General features: G+C 46.9%; 12 protein-coding genes and 1 tRNA gene. 9 read left to right on the forward strand and 4 right to left on the reverse strand.

Annotated features, from left to right (window positions below):
• Positions 1-111 precede the first annotated feature (111 nt).
• From PV783_RS23950 to PV783_RS23960, 3 genes are all read left to right on the forward strand, one after another.
• Positions 112-2031, forward strand: coding sequence for an ATP-binding protein (locus PV783_RS23950; RefSeq protein WP_420989879.1), 1920 nt, complete (start codon positions 112-114; stop codon positions 2029-2031).
• Positions 2018-2650, forward strand: coding sequence for a response regulator (locus PV783_RS23955; RefSeq protein WP_111579051.1), 633 nt, complete (start codon positions 2018-2020; stop codon positions 2648-2650). Before PV783_RS23950 ends, PV783_RS23955 begins: the two co-directional genes overlap by 14 nt.
• 70 nt (positions 2651-2720) lie before the next feature.
• The gene (locus PV783_RS23960; RefSeq protein WP_420989880.1) at positions 2721-3182 is read left to right on the forward strand and encodes a YcxB family protein; all 462 of its coding nucleotides are present in this window, start codon (positions 2721-2723) and stop codon (positions 3180-3182) included.
• A gap of 45 nt (positions 3183-3227) precedes the next feature.
• Here the strand turns inward: PV783_RS23960 and PV783_RS23965 are convergent, their stop codons facing one another.
• Together PV783_RS23965 and PV783_RS23970 are read right to left on the reverse strand one after the other, a co-directional pair.
• Positions 3228-5621: an ABC transporter permease gene (locus PV783_RS23965; protein ID WP_420989881.1), complete on the reverse strand. Its 2394-nt coding sequence runs from the start codon at positions 5619-5621 to the stop codon at positions 3228-3230.
• A gap of 155 nt (positions 5622-5776) precedes the next feature.
• Entirely contained in the window at positions 5777-10408 is a 4632-nt protein-coding gene (locus tag PV783_RS23970) for a DUF3320 domain-containing protein (protein WP_420989882.1), read from the reverse strand.
• A gap of 157 nt (positions 10409-10565) precedes the next feature.
• Here PV783_RS23970 and PV783_RS23975 point away from each other — a divergent pair, with 157 nt between their 5' ends.
• Positions 10566-10997: a hypothetical protein gene (locus PV783_RS23975; protein WP_420989883.1), complete on the forward strand. Its 432-nt coding sequence runs from the start codon at positions 10566-10568 to the stop codon at positions 10995-10997.
• Positions 10998-11094: 97 nt separating this feature from the next.
• On the opposite strand, the gene PV783_RS23980 is transcribed toward PV783_RS23975, so the two are convergent.
• Positions 11095-11168 (reverse strand) — tRNA-Arg (locus PV783_RS23980).
• A gap of 135 nt (positions 11169-11303) precedes the next feature.
• Here PV783_RS23980 and ung point away from each other — a divergent pair.
• Positions 11304-11975 (forward strand): uracil-DNA glycosylase, encoded by a 672-nt coding sequence (gene ung / locus PV783_RS23985; RefSeq protein ID WP_079473390.1) that lies wholly within the window; start codon positions 11304-11306, stop codon positions 11973-11975.
• Positions 11976-11988: 13 nt separating this feature from the next.
• Positions 11989-12732, forward strand: coding sequence for a lysophospholipid acyltransferase family protein (locus tag PV783_RS23990; RefSeq protein ID WP_079473389.1), 744 nt, complete (start codon positions 11989-11991; stop codon positions 12730-12732).
• 46 nt (positions 12733-12778) lie between these two features.
• Here the strand turns inward: PV783_RS23990 and PV783_RS23995 are convergent, their stop codons facing one another.
• Entirely contained in the window at positions 12779-15409 is a 2631-nt protein-coding gene (locus PV783_RS23995; RefSeq protein ID WP_133256221.1) for a putative LPS assembly protein LptD, read from the reverse strand.
• A 326-nt stretch (positions 15410-15735) separates the two neighbouring features.
• On the opposite strand from PV783_RS23995, the gene PV783_RS24000 reads away from it, so the two are divergent.
• The 3 genes from PV783_RS24000 (at position 15736) to PV783_RS24010 (ending at position 19985) form a co-directional block, all read left to right on the forward strand.
• Positions 15736-16968, forward strand: a complete 1233-nt coding sequence (locus tag PV783_RS24000; protein ID WP_159454492.1) for an N-acetylmuramoyl-L-alanine amidase family protein — start codon at positions 15736-15738, stop codon at positions 16966-16968.
• A 125-nt stretch (positions 16969-17093) separates the two neighbouring features.
• Positions 17094-18092 carry an MlaD family protein gene (locus PV783_RS24005; protein WP_079473386.1) on the forward strand — a complete coding sequence of 333 codons (999 nt, stop codon included), beginning with the start codon at positions 17094-17096 and terminating at the stop codon, positions 18090-18092.
• A 9-nt stretch (positions 18093-18101) separates the two neighbouring features.
• Positions 18102-19985 carry an OstA-like protein gene (locus PV783_RS24010; protein ID WP_420989884.1) on the forward strand — a complete coding sequence of 628 codons (1884 nt, stop codon included), beginning with the start codon at positions 18102-18104 and terminating at the stop codon, positions 19983-19985.
• Positions 19986-20029: the final 44 nt, after the last annotated feature.

The following is a 20029-nucleotide window of genomic DNA, read 5'->3' on the forward strand; positions in this document are numbered from 1 at the left end:
GATGAAATCAGGCTAAACCGGTATTGCCCCCAACACCAATAACCCCGATTTTTGGGTTATTAAAAAAATAGGTAGCTTACTATCATTATTTGTTAATGCCTTGTCGACCGGATGAAGAAAACCTGTTTACTTACCATCTTTCTGTTTAGCACCCTGGGTACATATGCGCAGTTTGGAAGCCTTGTAGACAGTTTGCTACGCTCAATCCAGGCAGCAAGGACTGATACTGCAAAGGCCATTTTGCTTTATGAGCTGGGGGATCAATGGTCTGTTTCGGATACTGGCAGAGCAGCTGCTTACATCCGGGAAGGGCTCGGGCGGTCCGGAAAATTTCCCTTTTACCAGGGGGTGGGTTTCTTTTATCTGGGCAGGGCTTATATGGATACAGATGGAAATAAAGCAATCATCGCCTTTGATAAAGCCCTTGACTATCTTCATAAATACAAGACAACGGAATCCTATCGGTTACAAAGCCGGACATGGGCCAACAAAGCTGTTATTGCACAACGCAACAACGATAACAAACAATACCTGGATATTTTTCTGAACCATGCTATTCCTTTGGCCGCCAAAGCAAGAGATAGTATACGTGTTGCAGAAGGGTACACCAACATTGCCCTTCCTTTTATGAATTATGAAGAGTATGATAAAGCCATTTTTTATTTTCATAAATCAATAGAAATATTTCGCAGACACGCCCCCTTAGATCCGCGGCAGGCAGATAACTTCACCAATCTCGCAAATATCTATATACACAGGCAGATGCTTCCAGAGGCTAAAACAAGCCTTGACAGTGCTTTCGCTATTCTTGAAAAAGATCCCCATTCTCTTTATTTTCCCTATTACTATACAACAGAAGGTATGTATTACAGGGCAAAGGAAGACTGGAAAAAGGCAGAAAACAGCCTGGAAAAAGGATTGGTCATTGCTGAAAAAATCAAGAGCAGGTTTGATATCCGTTCACTGCTTTTTCAAAAAGCAAAACTATACAATAGTAAACACGACCTTCTAGCCTCCAGGAATGTATTGTTGAAAATTTATAACGAAGGCTATGCAGAGATAGATAGCGATAAAAGGAATATTTTACAGGAGCTTGCCTTTGTTGAAGCAGAACTCGGAAATATGGGAGCAGCCTATCGATGGCAGACGATGTACAGTGAATTATCAGACAGCTTTTATAAAAAACAGTCCAGTCTTCAGATCGCAGATCTGGAAGGCAGGTATAATTACGTGCAAAAAGAAAAAGAATTGTTGAAAGCCAACAACAAAGAGAGAAAGCAACGGATGATCATGTGGGGAAGTATTGGTGGTATGTTGCTTACCGGCGGTTTGTTCTATTACTTATTCCGGCTCCGGAAAGATAAGGCTGAACAGGAGCTGGTGTACGTGAAACAGCAACAACAGATAGCGGTGGCCCAGGCATTGCTTGAAGGAGAAGAAAAAGAACGGACCCGTTTGGCAAGGGACCTGCACGACGGCCTGGGAGGCATGCTGGCCGGCGTAAAAATCAATCTGACGAGCGCGCTTCAGGATACTCCTTCTGCTGAAATGAACAGGGTAATCGCACAACTGGATAACTCGGTGACTGAACTGCGGCGCATTGCACGGAACATGATGCCGGAAGCATTATTGCGCTCCGGGTTGGAATCAGCACTGGCTGAGTTATGCCAATCCTGCCATACCGATCGGCTTCATGTTTATTCCAGTTTCCTCAACATAAAAGCCGGAATGCCAAAGCAAATTGAGATTATTATTTACCGTATTGTGCAGGAGCTGCTTGCCAATGTAGTGAGGCACGCGGAAGCTACAGAAGCTTTTGTGCAATGCAGTCAGGACGGGAATACTTTCTACATAACAACAGAAGACAATGGTAAAGGTTTTGATCAGGCAAGCGGAAAATCCTCCAAAGGGTTGGGACTGGGAAATATCCGGAGCCGGGTGGAATTTTTAAAAGGGAAACTGGACATTTATACAAAAGCCGGGAAAGGCACAATTGTAAATATAGAATTGCCAACAGATGAAAGAGCATAAGCTTTCCATTATTATCGTAGAAGATCACTCCATCGTTGTTGAGGGGTTGAGCAGCATCCTGCGAAACGAGGAAAGGATGAACCTGAAAGGAAGTTTTTCAAACGCTGAAGATGCCTTACAATTCCTGGCGTCCAATACAACTGATGTAGTATTGCTTGATATCGGGCTTCCGGAAATGCCGGGTACGGAAGTTTGCCGCATCATAAAAAACCAGTACCGGTCAACAAAGGTGATCGCACTTACCAATCACACAGAAAAAAGCGTAATACAGGAAATGCTGGAAAATGGCGCCGATGGCTACCTGTTAAAGAATACCTCAAAGCAGGACCTTGTCAATGCGATTTTCCAGGTGATGAACAATACGTTCATCATGCAGGCAGAGCTGCAAAAAGTGCTTTTTGCACCAGCAGCTATAAAGGAGAGCGTACCGCGGCTTACCACAAGGGAAAAGGAAATCCTGCTGCTTGTGAGCGAAGGCGCCACCACAGCTGTCATTTCCAGGCAGCTTTTTATAAGTACCCAAACAGTGGAAACCCACCGGAGGAACCTGATGCAAAAATTTGAAGTAAACAATTCTGCGGCGCTGATCCGCAAGGCAACAGAAAAAGGCTTGTTATAAAGTCTACTCCTTATTAATTTTGCCAGCTGTATCCTTTTTTTGAAAGTGTAAACATATTAACCCAAATGAAATGGCAGTTATAAAAAGAATACAATCAAATTACAACAGCATTCTCCGGGCTAAAATCCATTTCTTCCTGAAAAAAAGCCTCTGGATGTACTTAATAAGCATGTTCCTTATTGGTTATGCTATTCCTATCGCTTCATTGGGCATTTTTCTTTCATCATTAATTTACTTTTTTTGCCTGATAATTATTCTGATTCCAATATATCATTTCAGCGCAAAAGCTATCGCAGATAAAAATAGTTTCGATGCGGATATAGAATTTAACGAACAGCACATTATCATCAGGCATCGAAACAAGGCAGTGGTAGAAACAAAGGAATGGGACTGGGTCAAGAAACTGGATATTACTGACAGGAACGTTTTTCTTGTTGTTTATAACCCCAATCGCTTTTTGATCTCACTTAGTAAAAACAGCTTGTCTGAAAGTGAGCTACAATTTTTTGAGAAGAAAAAAGGAAATATTTAACTACTGTTTGTAGTAAAATATTTCCCGTTCAGCTGCCCCACTTCTTTAATCAGCCCGCAAACTCTTAACAGGATTGGCCAGTGCAGCTTTTACTGCATGAAAACTTACGGTAGCCAAAGCAATTACCACCACTGCACTACCTGTAAGCACAAACACCCAGATACTGATGCCTGCATGATAAGCGAAATTGTTCAGCCAGCGGTCCATAATCCACCAGGTAACAGGGAATGCCACCGCAGCAGCAATAAGCAGTAACTGCAGAAAATCTTTCGATAATAGTTTTACAATATTCCCGGTAGAAGCGCCCAGTGTTTTACGCACACCTATTTCCTTGGTTCGCTGCACTGCCGTGAAAGCCGCCAGCCCAAAGAGTCCGAGGCAGGCAATAAACAACGCCAGCACCGCAAACAACATAAAAATCGTTTCCTGCTTCTGCTCACCGGCATACTGCCTGGCAAAATTCTGATCAATAAAACTATAATCAAACTGATGGGCCGGATCAAAGGAATGAAACACCTTTTCAATATAGGCAACTGCAGCCGGCACGTTTGATTTGCTCACTTTTACGTATACATTATCCTGTACACCCGGGAATGGCGGCATTTCCAGCACCAGCGGCGCTATTTTATGTTGCAGGGAATAAATGTGAAAATCTTTCATAACGCCAATCACTACACGCTCCGCACGATGCCCCTCCTGGTCAATCTTAAACTGTACCCGCTTTCCCAGCGGCTGATCCCAGTTCAGCATTTTCACAAGCGTTTCATTGATCAGCACCGAATGATGCATATCCGATTCTCCGGTATCTGAAAAATTGCGGCCGCTTTGCAGCGTGATGCCCATTGTTTTCAGGTAATCGGCATCCACCATATAATTCTGCGCAACTACCGACGCTTCGGAAATACTGCCGTTCTGCTCAAAGAAAAAGCCGTGCCCGCCAATATTGTTCCGGCCTATAGGGTTGCTGGCCGCAGCCACATGCTGCACCAGCGGGTTACGCAACAACTGATCTTTCAGTACCGGCATTTTACTCCGCATCTGCTGGTCTGGTATATGGAAAGACAATACCTGGTCTTTGTCGAAACCCAGGTTCTTATGCATCATGTACTGCAGCTGATCATACGCCACCATCGTGCTTCCTGTTAAAATGATCGCAACAATAAACTGGAAGGTAACAAGCCCCTTCCGGAAACCGGCGTGGCCGCTGTTTCCCAGCTTTCCTTTCAATGAATTGATCACTTTAAAACCAGACATAAACACTGCCGGGTAAATCCCTGCAAACAGCCCCGTGAGTAAAGCCAGCATCGCAATAACGATGATGGTTTTTACCAGTCCAAACTGCCACAACTGTACCTGCGAACCGGTAAACGTATTGAACCAGGGCAGCAATATGGCCACCAGTCCCATTGCAACGAGGGCGGCCAGGAAGGTAAGCAGCATGGATTCTGTGAGGAACAGGCGCGCAATTTCTTCCCTGCCCGATCCCATACTTTTCCTTACGCCCACTTCTTTTATGCGCGCACTGGCGCGGGCGGTAGCCAGGTTCATATAGTTGATACAGGCAATCAGCAGCGTGAGCAAACCAATACAAAGAAAAATGTAGATATACAGGATGTTACCGTTGGGCGATATTTCATAGTCGAGGTGGGAATGCAGGTGGATATCACGCACGGGCTGCAGTTCCATTTTGTACGTCACCTCACCCATCCGCGGTTTTAAATACCGCTCAAAAAATGCCGGCAACTTGCTTTCCAGCGCTTTAGCGTCTGCATCTTTCTGCAATAACAGGTAAGTATATACGTCGAAATTCTGCCAGCCGTTGGCGTTGTAGTCCGGCGGTAATAAGCGCAATGCGCTGAAAGAGAAATGAGAATTGGAGGGTACATCTTCCATTACAGCGCTCACCGTATAAGCAGTGCTGTCGTCGGTGAGGATTGTTTTTCCGATCGCCTCTTCGGGGCTGCCAATCAGCTTCTGGGCAAGACTCCGGGTCAGCACCAGCGAATTAGGCTGAGCCAGGGCGGAAATAGCATCGCCTGCGGCCATCGGGAAATTGAACACATCAAAAAAGGTGCTGTCCACAAAAAACATATCCCCTACTTCCAGTTTCTTTTCACCATATTTCAATGCGGCGCCACCATCAGCTTCTACTCTTGTAATCTGTTCTATTTCCGGGTAATCCTTTTTTAACACGGCGGCAAATGGTGCGGAAGTGGAGGCCAGGTGCAAATTACCACCTGTCCATGTAGCATGATTAACGGCCCGGTATATACGATCCGCCTGCGGATAAAAATTATCATAACTGGTTTCCCTGTGCACATAAAGCAACAATAGCCAGCAGGCAGCGAGGCCAATAGACAATCCGGCAATATTGATCAGGGAATAATATTTAAACCGGACCAGGTTACGCCATGCTATCAGGAGATGATTTCGAAACATCGGGAGAAATTTAAAATTGATAACTATCTCACACTATTCTCTTCTCCACACCTGAAAAGCAAAAACATGCCATCCCCGATGTATCCTAAATACCAACATCAAACAGATATTATTAATTTAAATTTGTCCGGTTTCAGCACAACGCCTGTACGATATTATGCCTTCAGCAATTCTCCTTCCCGTTGCACCAGGTTATTCTGAATACTGATATCGATGGCTTTCAGGATCTCTTCTTTCATTTCTTCGGTTACGCGGCTGTAGCCGAACATCCTGGCGATGAAAGGCACTGCATCCTCGCGTTGAATAGCTACCGCATCTTTCACTACTTTTTCCAGGGCTACGCCTATTTCTTCAGTGGCGATATAGTTGATTTTCCTGGCAGTAGCCGGCAACTGGCTGCGGTTGCGCACTACCGGTGTTGGCAGCGAAGTATCCCAGAGGAATTGTCCTTTGATTTTGATCCGTTTGCTGGCATCGGAATGACGAACAGCATGACGCAGTATTTCCCGGATACGGGGTCCCACCCTGGTAATGCCTGCTGCTTCTACCATCCGCCGCGCCAGCTCGTCGAAATGAACCGGGCTTTCCACTACTACTACCTGTTCTATCCAGTTACATAGTTTACCAATGGGAGAAAGATGAAATTCCTGCGCCCGGATCTCATCGGGCAGCACTGCGGTTTCATATACCGGCACTTCTTCTTCCTTTTCTTCTACTGCTTCGCGGGTCAATACCTGCAGGGTTTCTTTTTTCGCATCTTCGGCCACCTGGTCGTCGATAGCAACAGCGGCTTTTGCTTTTTCAATAGCCGCCACCAGGCGGTTTAGTTCCCGCTCCGGGTTACGGAACCAATCGGTGCTCCACACGCGGTGGATTTTCCAGCCAACTGCTTCCAGTACCTGCTGCCGCAAACGATCGCGGTCGCGGGCGGAACGGGCAGAATGATAAGCTGCCCCGTCGCACTCGATCCCCAATATATAACGACCTGGATTTTCCGCATCTACAATAGCCAGGTCAATATAAAATCCTTTTGAACCCACCTGCTTACGCACAATATATCCCAGCGCTTCCAGTTTCGACGCTACATTTTCCTCAAACGGGCTATCTGCCGGAAGCCCTGTTTCCGCAGTCATATACAGCTTACCATGCTGCGCGAAATACAGGAAGTTTTTCAGCGATTGTATGCCATAACTCTTTGTTCTGTTCACATCAATATCGTCAGCGGTGATGTTGGTAAATACTTCGCAACGCGTTTTCGCGCGTGTGATCAGTACATTCAGTCTTCTTTCCCCGCCTTCATTATTCAGCGGGCCAAAAGACATGGCCACATACCCTTCCTCCGTACGTCCGTAACCGATAGAAATAAAGATCACGTCCCTTTCATCGCCCTGCACGTTTTCCAGGTTCTTCACAAAGAACGGTTCGTCCTGGTGCGCCATGAAGTACGACTCCAGCTCGGGCGACTTACGCCGGCGCAATTCCAGCGCATCACTGATCGCCTGCCGCTGCGAGGTACTAAACGCCACCACGCCTAAACTCATTCCCGGATTTTTACGCGCATGCTCCATCACCGCATCGGCCACAATCTCTGCTTCCTTTGGATTGGTGCGGGTTTTACCACGGTCGTACGCTGTATCTTTCAGGTGGTGGAATACCAGTCCTTTTCTTTCTTTATCACCCGGACTGGGGAATATCACCAGTTTATTTTCATAAAATTCATGATTCGACAAGGTGATCAGCGATTCGTGCCGGCTCCTGTAATGCCAGCGCAGCATACGTTGTGGCGCACCCTGTGCATCGCACAAACCAAGAATGCTCTGCATATCTGCCGTAACATTTTCTTCATCATCTGTTTCCCGGGTAAGGGAATCGAAGAAACTGGTGGGCGGCAATTGTTTATTATCTCCCACTACTACCAATTGCTTACCGCGCAAAATAGCGCCCAGCGCCTCTACCGGCTTCACCTGGCTGGCTTCATCGAAAATAACGAGGTCAAACTCCAGTGTGGCAGGCGGTAAAAAATTGGCAATAGATAATGGGCTCATCATAAATACCGGCTTGATCGCCTGTATTGCCAGTCCCGCTTCCTGCATCAGTTTACGGATAGGCATATGACGCGCCTTTTTGTTAAACTCCGTGCGCAGGATGTTTACCTGTCCGCCGGCATCTGCACGGGGCATTTGCTCCCAGTGCTGTAACGCTGCACGGGCGCGGTTATACTGAAGGTTCAGTACATCCAGTTTACGGAACTGCTGTACCATTTCTTCATGACCGGCGCGTTCAAATTTACGCAGCGCAGGCTGTGACTTCACGGCTGTTTCCACCAGGTATTCATACCATGTTTTCTCCAGCGCTGTTCTCAGCAGTCTTGCACCGCCTTCCCAATCCTGCACCGGCGTAAGCAGGCATCCCAGTTGTTCCTGTATAGCCGTTTCCGTTATATTGTTCCACGCAATGAGATGATGTATTTCCGATAGTTTATCTGTCCATGTTTGTAACTGCCATTGCTGTGCATCCAGCAGCACAGGGAATTGTGCCGGCGGCATTTCCAGCTTTTCCAGCACCGCGGTGTTGCATTGCTGTTGCTCCTGCAGCAGTTGCGCAATCCGCTGCTGATCGGCCAGGGCATCGGCGGCGCTGCGATGACTGTGCAACCATGTCGCCACCTGCGCAGGACAGCTACCTGCTGAAATTCGTGTATGCAGTTCCGTTAGATAGGCCGTTGCCTCTTCCAGCGCAGGCCAGTCGGTATGTGATTTCTGCCAGCGGCTGCCGAACAGGGTGCTGGCTAAAGCTGCATGTTCTTTCAGCAATGTATCCTGCCGCCTGAACTCCATGATCGCATCCACGTATTGCAGCTTTTCTTCCTTGTCGTCCGGCAATGCATGTTTGCATAAAGCTGCCAGCTGACGGTTGCTTTTTTTGTATGCGCCAATCAGGAACTTATACCATTTGTGGCCATGTGCCAGCAGGTTTTCCCGGATCTCCATTACATTCTGTTCCCATGCTTCGGGAATAAAGATCTCCTGGTATTGCTGCTGCACAGTGGTAGCCGCAACGCCTGCAGCCAGCCATTCCGCGATATCCTGTTTTTGCAGCAACCAGGCCTTATTGGCAACATCTATTTCCTGCAGGTCCGGTTGACGGGCCAGCAACGCACAAATATCAATAAGCGTGTGTATAGCGGTAATATCTTTGGGAGATGGGATACTCATTTTTCCCGCGATCGCGGAAGTAGTTTGCATCAATGCCGCCTGTGCAGCCAGTGCTTCTTTCAGCAGCTGGGCAAAAGCAGTTTGTTCATGCGGCAACAACACCGTGAGCCGGCTGCCGCGGAAAGCGAGATTGGCCGGTACGCCTGTTTCCTGCAAACAGGCCTGTATCCGCAATGCCATTGCAGTGGCTTTGTTCATCGCAGCAGCATCCCACCGCGTAATATCCGGCAATTGTATATGCGGCAAGGTGATACCCGCAGTTTCTTCGTTTAGCCGCAACAGGTAGCCTATTACCTGGTGGGCGGTTAAACCGCTTTTTTCGATAGCGCCATTTACCGAAAGACAATAATCATTTAATTCTTTCTTATAACCATCCAGGAGTAATACTTCTTCCTGTAACTTCTGGATAGATGGGCGACCCAGTTCCAGCACCTTTCTCAGTTCCTGGTGCAGTTCTTTTTTATTGGCTTTGTGGCTGTGTAATTCAAGACAGGCTTCTCCCAGCTGGATATTATCCAGCCGGCGTTTCACCACTTCCAATGCTGCCATTTTCTCCGCTACAAACAATACTTTTTTTCCGCGGCCAATCGCATCTGCAATGATGTTGGTAATCGTTTGCGATTTACCCGTTCCCGGCGGGCCCTGTATCACAAGGTTACGGCCTTCCTGCACACTCAGCATCGCCATGATCTGGGAGCTGTCGGCATCCACTACCTGGAACAGTTCGTGCGCATTGGTATCGTTGTCGATAAACACATCGTCGGGCAGCTGCGGGGTAGTGTCTGAAAACCCGCCGCCAAAAAGGCTTTGAATTACCGGGTGCGTAAGGATATCATCTTCCTGCTGCCATTTGGTAGCATCCAGGTCGTTATAGATCATGAATTTGCCGAAAGAGAAAAAGCCCAGTTCCACGGTATCAGCGGCTACTTTCCATCCCGGCATGGGTTCCACTGCTGCCGCCACTTCTGCCAGGTAAGCATTTACATCAAAGTCTTCCACATCCGGCAGGTCGGGGATATTAATATTAAAGTCGGCTTTCATTTTTGCCTGCAGCGAAATGTTGGCGCCTACTTCCTCGAGGGAGTATTTCAACCGGAAACGTTCTCTCGCACTGGAGCGGTCCAGCAGCACCGGCACCATGATCAGCGGGGCAAACCGTGCTTCTTCGCTGCCTGCGGCTTCGTACCACTGCAACATTCCCAGGGAAATATAGAGAATGTTCACCCCCTGTTCCTCCATGCTCATCCGTGCGGCGTAGTAGGTGTTGAGCAACCGGGAATGCAGGGTTACCTGGTTTTCATTGGTTTGTAAACGGGTATCGGTTAACGCATCTTTCGATACCGGTTCATTATACTGCACTACTTCTTCTTCCTGCTTTTTTTCGGGGCGGCCGAGGAACGACATGGTTTTACCTTCCCGCACCAGTATATCATAAATGGCAGCAGATTGTTCTTCTACAATATGTAAACCTTTGCCGGCCGGCAACTTGTAATTCAACAATGGATTTCTGAGGCCTAAATCCAGCAACTCCTTCCGGGAAGATTCAAGCCTGGTTAATATGGATGCGATCATAATGGCAAAATAAAACGCTACAAATATAATTTTAATAAACGGTGAAGAAGGAGAAGAAGTATACAAAAGAAGAAAATCCTGTGTTACCGGATAGGCGTCACCGTGCCATATACGATATATAACTATATTTGAACCTGAAACCAAACCCCGTCCTGCGGTGCAGGACATTACCTCTATGAATACAAAATCCATTATTTCACTCACCACTTTTGCTCTTTTAGTATTTACCGGCCTGATTATACTTGGATTGTGGGGTTGTCCGCAATACAAAGTATACTCCCAGCGCATGGAAGGGGAAGCGCTGCTGGCGCATGCGCAGGCTTCCAAAGAAGTAGCTGTGGCGGAAGCCCGCGCCAAAATGGAAAGCGCCGCAATGCTGGCCGCTGCAGACACCATCCGGGCGCATGGCGTAGCCCGCTCCAACCAGATCATCGGGGAGTCGCTGCGTAACAATGAAGCCTACCTCCACTGGCTGTGGATCGATAACATTGAGAAAAACCCGCAGGCGGTGATTTATGTACCTACGGAAGCGAACCTGCCTATATTGGAAGCTGGTCGCCGGCCCTGGCTGAAGGATACCGCCAGGTAATATATCTCTAACGGATATACGAAAATGTATGGTTACAAACAGGCTAAAAAAGAAAATGGTTGCATCGTTAAATGCAACCATCAATTCTTTTTTTCTGTGTCCTGGATTGGATTCGAACCAATGGCCTACTGCTTAGAAGGCAGTTGCTCTATCCAGCTGAGCTACCAAGACTTATGTGTTTGTTTTCCCTTAAAATGTGAAATAAATTACTATATTTAACTCGCATTTTGGGAGTGCAAATTTATGTAAATTTCTCCCAATAAATCAAATTTAATTTATTTTTCTCTAAATATTGATGTGAACACTATGGATGTACAAATAGAATCAAGCTGGAAGGAAGCGCTGAAAGATGAATTTCATAAGTCTTATTTCGATCAGATCGTGATGTTTCTTAAACATGAAAAGGCATTGGGTAAAGTGATTTATCCTGCCGGAAACCTGATCTTTAATGCCTTTGACAAAACGCCTATAGATAAAGTAAAAGTAGTGATTCTTGGGCAGGACCCCTATCACGGTGCAGGACAGGCGCATGGACTCAGCTTTTCCGTACCGGATGGCGTAAAACCTCCTCCCTCGCTTGTGAATATTTACAAAGAAATGAAAACAGATCTCGGGCTGGAAATACCCACCAGCGGCAATCTTACCAAATGGGCAGAACATGGCGTACTGTTGTTAAATGCCTTTCTTACCGTAAGGGCCGGTGAACCAGCCTCCCACAGCAAAATAGGTTGGGGCGATTTTACAGATGCTGTGATCCGCAAAATTTCAGATCAGCGGAGCGATGTGGTATTCCTGCTCTGGGGCCGCTTTGCACAGGATAAACAATACCTGATAGACGCTACAAAACATCATATATTGCAGGCAGCACACCCCTCTCCTTTCAGTGCCGATAAAGGATTTTTTGGATGCAGACATTTTTCAAGAACAAATGAAATACTCGGAAAGGCAGGCATAGCACCGGTAGACTGGAGACTGTAAAAAAACAACCCCTATGTTTAAAAATATCTTCGGCAGAATATTCGCAGCATGGATGTTGGTGATGTTCGCACTAACAATGCTGGTAGTATTCATTCCCATATGGATCATTTCTTACATGCCGGAACCACGTAGAACAAAAGGATTTCTTTTCTTTGGAAGAATATGGATGAAGGTATATCAGCCACTGATCGGCTGCCCTGTACGCAAAAAAGGATTGGAATATTTTGCACCCGGACAAACCTATGTAGTAGTATGTAATCACAATTCACTGATCGATGTGCCGGTTACATCTGCAGAAATTCCCGGTATCAATAAAACACTCGCAAAAGCATCTCTCGGCAAAGTACCGCTGTTTGGTGTGCTGTACCGCATAGGTGGTATCCTGGTAGACCGCAGCAGTGAAGCCAGCCGCAAACAAAGCATTGTTGAAATGAAGCATGCCCTCAGTTTAGGCATACACATCCTGCTTTACCCGGAAGGCACACGCAACCGCACGGATCAGCCTTTAAAAGATTTCTATGACGGCGCCTTTGCATTAGCGATAGATACACAGGTGCCATTGATGCCGTCGTTGCTTTTTCACACTAAAAAAATATTACCGGTAGGAAAGAAATTTTTCGCATGGCCGCATCGTATAGATTATCATTTCCTGCCACCCCTGCCTACCACGGGAATGACAAGAGATGACCTTCCGGCTTTTAAAGAAAAAGTGTTCCGCCTGATGTGGGATTATTACCTGGCCAACAATACAAAATAATATAACGAAAGCGGGGATTGCCTAAGGCAATCCCCGCTTTCGTTTGTTAGAGATCCTGGAACTGTCTCGATCGGTTTATCCGCAGATCACGCAAAATACCGGCTTTCGGATTAATGGTGATACTAAACTGCCGGAAAGTACCAAACGGAATGAGGTTGATAGACATCTGCCAGCAGTGCAGGTCGCGCGAGATATACATATTCGTATAGGCGATCTGCATATTGGTAAAGTCGAAACCACTGTTCAAACCAATCTTCCATTTGGGCGTGAGACTAAAGTCGCCGTTAAAACTTACATATTGGGTAATACGCTTTACCACACCGCCGGAATCTGGGATAATGGTGTTGGTATAAGATAAGCTATAAGAAAGATCCACACGCCAGGGGATATCGAAATCCACGTATTCGCCCGGATTGTTACGCACCATCTGCAGCTGTCGCTGTTGCGCAGCAAAAGCGGCGTCTGCGCCCTGCACATTCTCCAAAGAGTCGATCTTCTGTTCCTTTTCCTTGCTCTTTGCATCCTTCGACTGGAACGAAGTGCTCAGGGAAACGCTGGCGTTGGTTAAACGACCCAGGCTGATTTTACCCTGCTGCCATACGTATTTATCGAGGCGGCGGCCACGGGCATCTACCTGGTATGGGTCGATGTTACCGCTGGCGGAAATATTCAGTTTATCGAACAGGTTGGTACGGGCGTACAGGCTGAAAGTAGACAACTTAAATGAATCGGCCACCAGGTTGTAGCTGCCGTTGATCCCAAAACCATCCAATAGTTTTATTTTCTTTTCATGGTTCCCCGTGGTATCTTTTTTCGAGAATACCTTCATCTCCAGGTTATTATCCAGCCCGAAGTTCAAACCACCGAATGCGCCGGGAGATGGCACCCCGATGATAGCCCCGTCGAAGTCGGATACAATTTGTTTATCGCCTTCCTTGTTGTACTGCAGTTCATGATAGTACTTACTGGAAAGGTCCGGACGGTAACTGGCGCTCAGCGTGGGCCTCATCACATGGCGGATGGCTTTCACCTTTGAATTCTTGTTAAACGTGTACATACCGTATATGGCGGTAGACAACGACATGCTGGCGCTGATGTCGCGCGCACTGTAGAAACCGGGAATATAAGTAGTATCAATAGCACCGAAAGTATCGAGTCCGGGATTCCACTTTTTGGGATCCCATTTACGGGCAAATTTCTTGGTATACCAGTATTCTGTATAGTTGATCCCTGGTGATAAGGTAAAGGTTTTAAACACCGGGATAGAGAATGAGATCGGGATATTGTGCTGCATACCTGTTTGCATGGCGTCAAACATCGCTTGCTTTCCAAACAGGGAATCCTTGAAATTAGCCTGGTTACGCAGGATGGTGTTGTAGGAAACCCCGATTTTTTCGTACCACTTGGGCGTACCCACCATTTCCTTTGGCTGGAAAGGGTAGATCGTGTTCACCGTGAAGGTTGCATCCGGGAAAGAGATGGACACATCGCGGGTGCTTAAGTTCTGGGAGTGGTTCAACCCCATCGTAAGGTTATAGGGTTTCCCCTGCCAGGTTTTAGAGAACGTGATAGACGATCCGATGTTATTATTTACACGGGTATTGTAATCATACACGTTGTATCTGTTATAAGACGAGGTTCCGAAGTTCACCGCGGCGCCAAAGTTCACGCCGGGGCGTGCCTTGCTGTCCATGCTGTGGTTCCAGGTTACGCGGAAGTCTTTGGACGTGCTGAACTCTGATTTTACGGCCGGATCCCCGAAGCGGGTATTGGCAAAGCTCAGGTTAAGCCCTCCGTTGTACTTATAGCGTTTCCGGTAGGTAGGACTGGCCGTGAGGCTCCAGCTGCCGTAGGAATACACATCCCCCCGCATGGTGAGGTCAAAATGATCGCCCAGCCCGATATAGTACCCGCCGTTTTCCAGTCCGATCCCTTTCTGCTGGTTCACCACGTACTGCGGCGGCAGGATCCCGGAGCGTTGTCCCTGGGTGATAGGGAAAATGGCAAAAGGTATATACAAAGGTGTGGGAATGCCTTCAATTTCCAGGTTAGCCGGTCCGGAGATCACCAGTTTATCAGGGATTACCTTTATTTTACGGGCTCTGAAGCTAAAGTGCGGGGTATCCAGGTTACAGGTGGTATACCCGTTTTTAAAGCCGAAAATGGTATTATCCGCCGCTTTTTTGGTTTGCTGGCTGTGAATATAGCCTTCCCCGTACTGGGAGCGGGTATTATAGATTTTTGCTTTCTGGGAGGTAAAGTTGTACTTGAGGGTATCCGATTCAAAGCTTTGTCCGCCGTCGTTCATCACCGGGCCGCCAAACAGCTTGCCGGCGGTGTCTTTAGCGTTGGTAGCCTCCAAAATGCCGGTTTCCTGGTCGAAATTCATTTTTTCGGCAGAAAGGTCAATCGTTTTGTATTTTGTGTTGGCCGTGCCATATAAATAGAAGCGTTTATCGGGTACCATCAGGATGATGGAATCCTTTGCCTTATAATTTACCGGCGCATCCAGCGTGTCTTTCGATATCTTTGGTACGAACAAGGTATCAACTGTCGTTTCACCGCTGGTGTCCACGCCTTTGGTTAATTGGGTGGAATCGGCTGTGACAGGGGGAACAGCTGCCGGTTTAGGTATTTTACCGGTATCTTTCCGTATCAGCGGGGTCGTATCTGCCAAACTTTTGTTAAAAAATGTAACAACTTGTGGCCTTTCACCCGCAACTGCATCTATAATAAAGGGAATGGCGATGAACATACCGGCAAAAACCAGGTATGTATGCCGAAAAAACTTTTTATAATTATTTTTGTAGCTAGCGTTCATGTGTTATGGCGGCAAACCTACAAGATTTTATACAATTTATTACAAATGGTAACTTGTAATGTTTGTAAGGTAATATAACGAAAGGTAGCGGAAACTCACGTGGAACAAGCGGATTATTAATTTAACAGATAAACTTATTTTTTTATTTTTTGTGAAAAACAGCACCCATTAAAATGAGAATCATGCGCTGGAACCGATTTTGGATTTTAGGACTGGGAACACTACTCACCTGTACCTTATTTATTCAGGCCAAAACAAATCCCGTTTCCGATAAACAGGACAAGCCTATACGAACTATTGTTATTGATGCCGGCCACGGCGGTGAAGATCCCGGCGCAAAAGGCAGCTATTCTACCGAAAAACAGGTAACACTGGAAGTGGCACTGAAACTGGGAAAGATCCTGGAAGAAAATATGCCCGATGTAAAGGTAGTGTATACACGAAAAACTGACCGCTTTGATGATCCCCGCAAAAAAGCACAGATTGCCAACGACAACAAAGGGGAACTTTTTGTGTCTATCCACTGTAATTCTACCGGGAAAATCCGCAAAGTAGTAGACTATAAAACCGTTTACCGTAAAAAAGGGAAAAAGAAAATAGCGGTTAAACAACCCATATACGCTTACTACCCCAGCAACGCCAAAGGCACGGAAACGTATATATGGGCTACCAGCAAAAACAACGCAAAGATGGAGTCACTGAAACAAAACTCCGTTATCGTACTTGATGCCAACTCAGAAGAAACCCAGCAGCTGATGAGCGACGATCCGGAAACCTTCATCCTGCTCAATACCCTGAGAAACGCCTACTTCGACCAGAGCCTCCGCCTCTCTACCCTTATTGAAGATGAATTTACCCGGGTAGGACGCATCAGCCGCGGCGCCAGGCAAAGAAATGAAAAAGGGATCTGGGTACTGTCTGCCACCGCCATGCCAAGCGTGTTAGTGGAACTGGGCTTTATCAGCAACCCCGAAGAAGAAGACTACCTCAACTCCAACAACGGACAACAGGAACTGGCCAATTGCATTTATAAAGCCATTAAGCGTTACCGTGAGGAACTCGACAGGTTTACCAATAACCGCAATACCCAGACATCTACCACCAAAGCATCTTCCAAAAGCAATAACACCACCGCTTACTTAAACACCAGCAACAGGAGCAGCAATAATAAGTCCGCACCTGTACCCGGCGACAGCTATTGCGTACAACTCATGATCACTGACAAATTTTATAAACCGGGAGCTTCCATTTTCAGGAAGCTCCACGGTGATGTGAACCGCCAACCCATCGTGATGAATAAAAAAAAACTGAACAAATATATCCTGGGCCGGTTCAGGACCGATGAACAAGCCTCCGGCGCCATGCGCAAAGCCCGCAAGCTGGGTTTTAAAGACGCTTTCGTAACTTCCTGCTAATCATACCACCTCCCCGATCCCCTCTTCTTATTACCCCGCTTTCCTCTTTTTTATTACTAACATTTTCGTACGACCACTTCCGTGCATGCTTTTTGATTATTTTTGCGTGAACGTATACGAATCTCATGCTCAAATTATCTAACGAAACCAAAGTAGGTGTATTAACTGTGCTGGGTATAACCTTACTTGTGCTGGGCTTTAATCTGCTGAAAGGAAAAAGCCTGTTTTCTCATAATAAAACCATTTACGCGGTATACCACCAGGTAAACGGTTTACAACCAGCCAATGCAGTACAGGTAAATGGCCTGGTGGTTGGTAATGTAGCTAACCTGGAAGTAATGGGCAAAGATGCTTCCCGCATCCTGGTGGCCATCACCATTACCAAAAAAATTGACATCCCCCGTAACTCTGTGGCACGTATCAGCAGCGACCTGCTGGGTACCAAAACAGTACAGCTCGACCTGGGTAACGCCGGCGAATACCTGCAAAGTGGCGATACCATCTACGCAGCCGTGGATGGCTCTATGACCGATGCCCTGAAAGAACAGCTTAACCCGCTGGTAAAAAAACTGGAAGGCACCCTGTCTAATATCGACTCCGTACTGATGTCGGTAAACGCCATTCTCGATACCACCGCAAAAGGCAACCTCCAGGACGCCATCCGCAACCTGAATACCACCATGCGTAACTTTACGCATACTTCCGCATCCCTCAACGGTATGCTGGATCCCAACAACGGTAACATCCAGAAAACATTCGACAACCTGGCCGCCGTTACCGGTAACCTGAAAGATAATAACGGTAAAATTACCGGTATACTGGATAATGCCCAGAAAGCCACCGATGCGCTGGCTAAAGGTAACATCGACAAAACACTGCTACAGCTGCAGCAAACTGTCACCGGCCTTAACCAGACCCTCAACAAACTGAATACGACCGATGGCACTGCGGGCATGCTGCTGAACGATAAAAAAGCGTACAACAACCTTCAGTACTCACTGGGTAACCTGAATAAACTGCTGGAAGACCTGCGGGTTAATCCAAAACGTTATGTACACTTCTCCCTGTTTGGCAAAAAAGATAAAACGAAACCGTTACCTTCTGACACAATAGCGGTACAATAAAAAGAATCAATGCATCGATACATAAAATCAGGGATTTTTCTGGCCGTCATCTGCCTGCTGGCAGCTACGGCCAGCGCCCAGTTTCCGGCCCAACCAACGCCGAAAACCGGGTCGGTAATTGAAATTATTCACGCGGATACACTGATCATGAATGAAAAAGATTCTATCAGCGTAACCCGCTTCATCGGCAACGCCGTATTTAAACAGGGTACTACCCTGTTTAACTGCGACAGCGCCGTGAAAAATAATAAAACCAATATCATCGACGCATACGGCCATATACATATTAACCAGGCCGACAGCGTGCATATCTACGGTAATTACCTGAACTACGATGCCAATACCCGCATTGCACTCCTCAGGGAAAATGCAAAACTCACCGACGGGAAAGTTACCATCACCGGACCGGAACTGCAATACGACATGAACGCCAAGATAGGCTCCTATGTTAAAACCGGTAAACTCGTAAATGGTAAAAGTGTACTCACCAGCGATGAAGGATACTATTATACCGATACCAAAGAAATGCATTTCATGCGGAATGTATTGCTGGTAGATCCGGAATACACCCTCAGCACCGATGAACTGCTCTATAATACCGATACCAAAATAGCCACCATCGTAGCACCTACCACCATCAACAATAACGACAAAAGCGTGATGTACGCCACCAGCGGTTATTATGATACAGAAAAAGGATACGGTAACTTTGGTAACCGGCCTACCATCGAAGACAGCACCGGCACCATTACCGCCGATAATATAGAAATGGATAAACTCACCGGCATGGCCTATGCCACCGGTAACATGGTGTATAAAGATACCGCCCGCAAAATGTCGCTGCTGGCAAACAGGGGCATCGTAAACCAACGCGAAAAAACGGTGCTCGCCACCCAGAAGCCGCTGCTCATCATGGAAAAAAATAAAGATACCCTGTATATGGCCGCCGACACCCTGTTTTCAGGCGTGATCAGACCAGACGACAGCTTATCTATTCCCTCTGTAGCCGGCCTGAAACGCATTCCGGATTCTCCTACAAAGAATCTGAAAACAATCAAAAACATACGACCGCCGGAGAAATTTACCGCTACCATATCCCCCATCACACGCGGCGACTCCATCGCCCGGAGACAACAGGATAGTGTAGCCGCCAACGTTATGATGTTCATCGCCGACAGCACCCTCGCCAAAACCAGGCAGAAACTGGATTCCGCGGTAACAAACATAAAAGTGGCGCCCATACCGGATGTAGTGATGCACGATTCCCTGCCCGGTATCAAACACCACGCAGATAGTATGGCCCTCACGGCGCCCAAAGACACCAGCGAGCAACGCTATATCCTCGCTTACCATCATGTAAAAATATTCTCCGATTCCCTCCAGGGCGTGGCAGACAGCGTATACTATTCGTCAAAGGATTCTATCTTCCGCTTCTATGGCACCCCCGTGCTGTGGTCTAATAACACCACCCAGCTAAGCGGCGATACCATCCTCATGTTCACCAAAAACCAGACAGCAGATAAAATGCTGCTCAAAAACAACGGCTTTATTATTAATGAAGCCGGACCAGGCATGTTTAACCAGATCAAAGGCAACGTGATTACCGGCTATGTGCTGGGTGAAACCCTCGACTGGATGCATGTGGAAGGGAACGCGGAAACGATCAACTATATTAAGGATAAGGCCGGCGCCTATATGAGCGTCAACAAAGCCCAGTGCGCCATTATCAACATCTTTTTTAAGAAAGGAGAAGTAGATAAGGTAGTACTGATCAAAGATCCGGAAGGAACCGTGTATCCGTTTACACAACGACCTAAAGAACAGCTCCTGCTGGAAAACTTTAAGTGGGACATTAAACGGCAGCCGAAAACGAAATACGAGCTAATGCAATAATTTTCGTTGGAACGATACCTGGAAATGGCTGCTTCACCGCAGCC

This window comes from Chitinophaga sp. CC14, from assembly GCF_048957795.1.
Taxonomy (GTDB): domain Bacteria; phylum Bacteroidota; class Bacteroidia; order Chitinophagales; family Chitinophagaceae; genus Chitinophaga; species Chitinophaga ginsengisegetis.

Coding starts and splice junctions, on each gene's coding strand:
- PV783_RS23950 (WP_420989879.1), top strand. CDS start 112: ATGAAGAAAACCTGTTTACTTACCATCTTTCTGTTTAGCACCCTGGGT.
- PV783_RS23955 (WP_111579051.1), top strand. CDS start 2,018: ATGAAAGAGCATAAGCTTTCCATTATTATCGTAGAAGATCACTCCATC.
- PV783_RS23960 (WP_420989880.1), top strand. CDS start 2,721: ATGGCAGTTATAAAAAGAATACAATCAAATTACAACAGCATTCTCCGG.
- PV783_RS23965 (WP_420989881.1), bottom strand. CDS start 5,621: ATGTTTCGAAATCATCTCCTGATAGCATGGCGTAACCTGGTCCGGTTT.
- PV783_RS23970 (WP_420989882.1), bottom strand. CDS start 10,408: ATGATCGCATCCATATTAACCAGGCTTGAATCTTCCCGGAAGGAGTTG.
- ung (WP_079473390.1), top strand. CDS start 11,304: ATGGATGTACAAATAGAATCAAGCTGGAAGGAAGCGCTGAAAGATGAA.
- PV783_RS23990 (WP_079473389.1), top strand. CDS start 11,989: ATGTTTAAAAATATCTTCGGCAGAATATTCGCAGCATGGATGTTGGTG.
- PV783_RS24000 (WP_159454492.1), top strand. CDS start 15,736: ATGCGCTGGAACCGATTTTGGATTTTAGGACTGGGAACACTACTCACC.
- PV783_RS24005 (WP_079473386.1), top strand. CDS start 17,094: ATGCTCAAATTATCTAACGAAACCAAAGTAGGTGTATTAACTGTGCTG.
- PV783_RS24010 (WP_420989884.1), top strand. CDS start 18,102: ATGCATCGATACATAAAATCAGGGATTTTTCTGGCCGTCATCTGCCTG.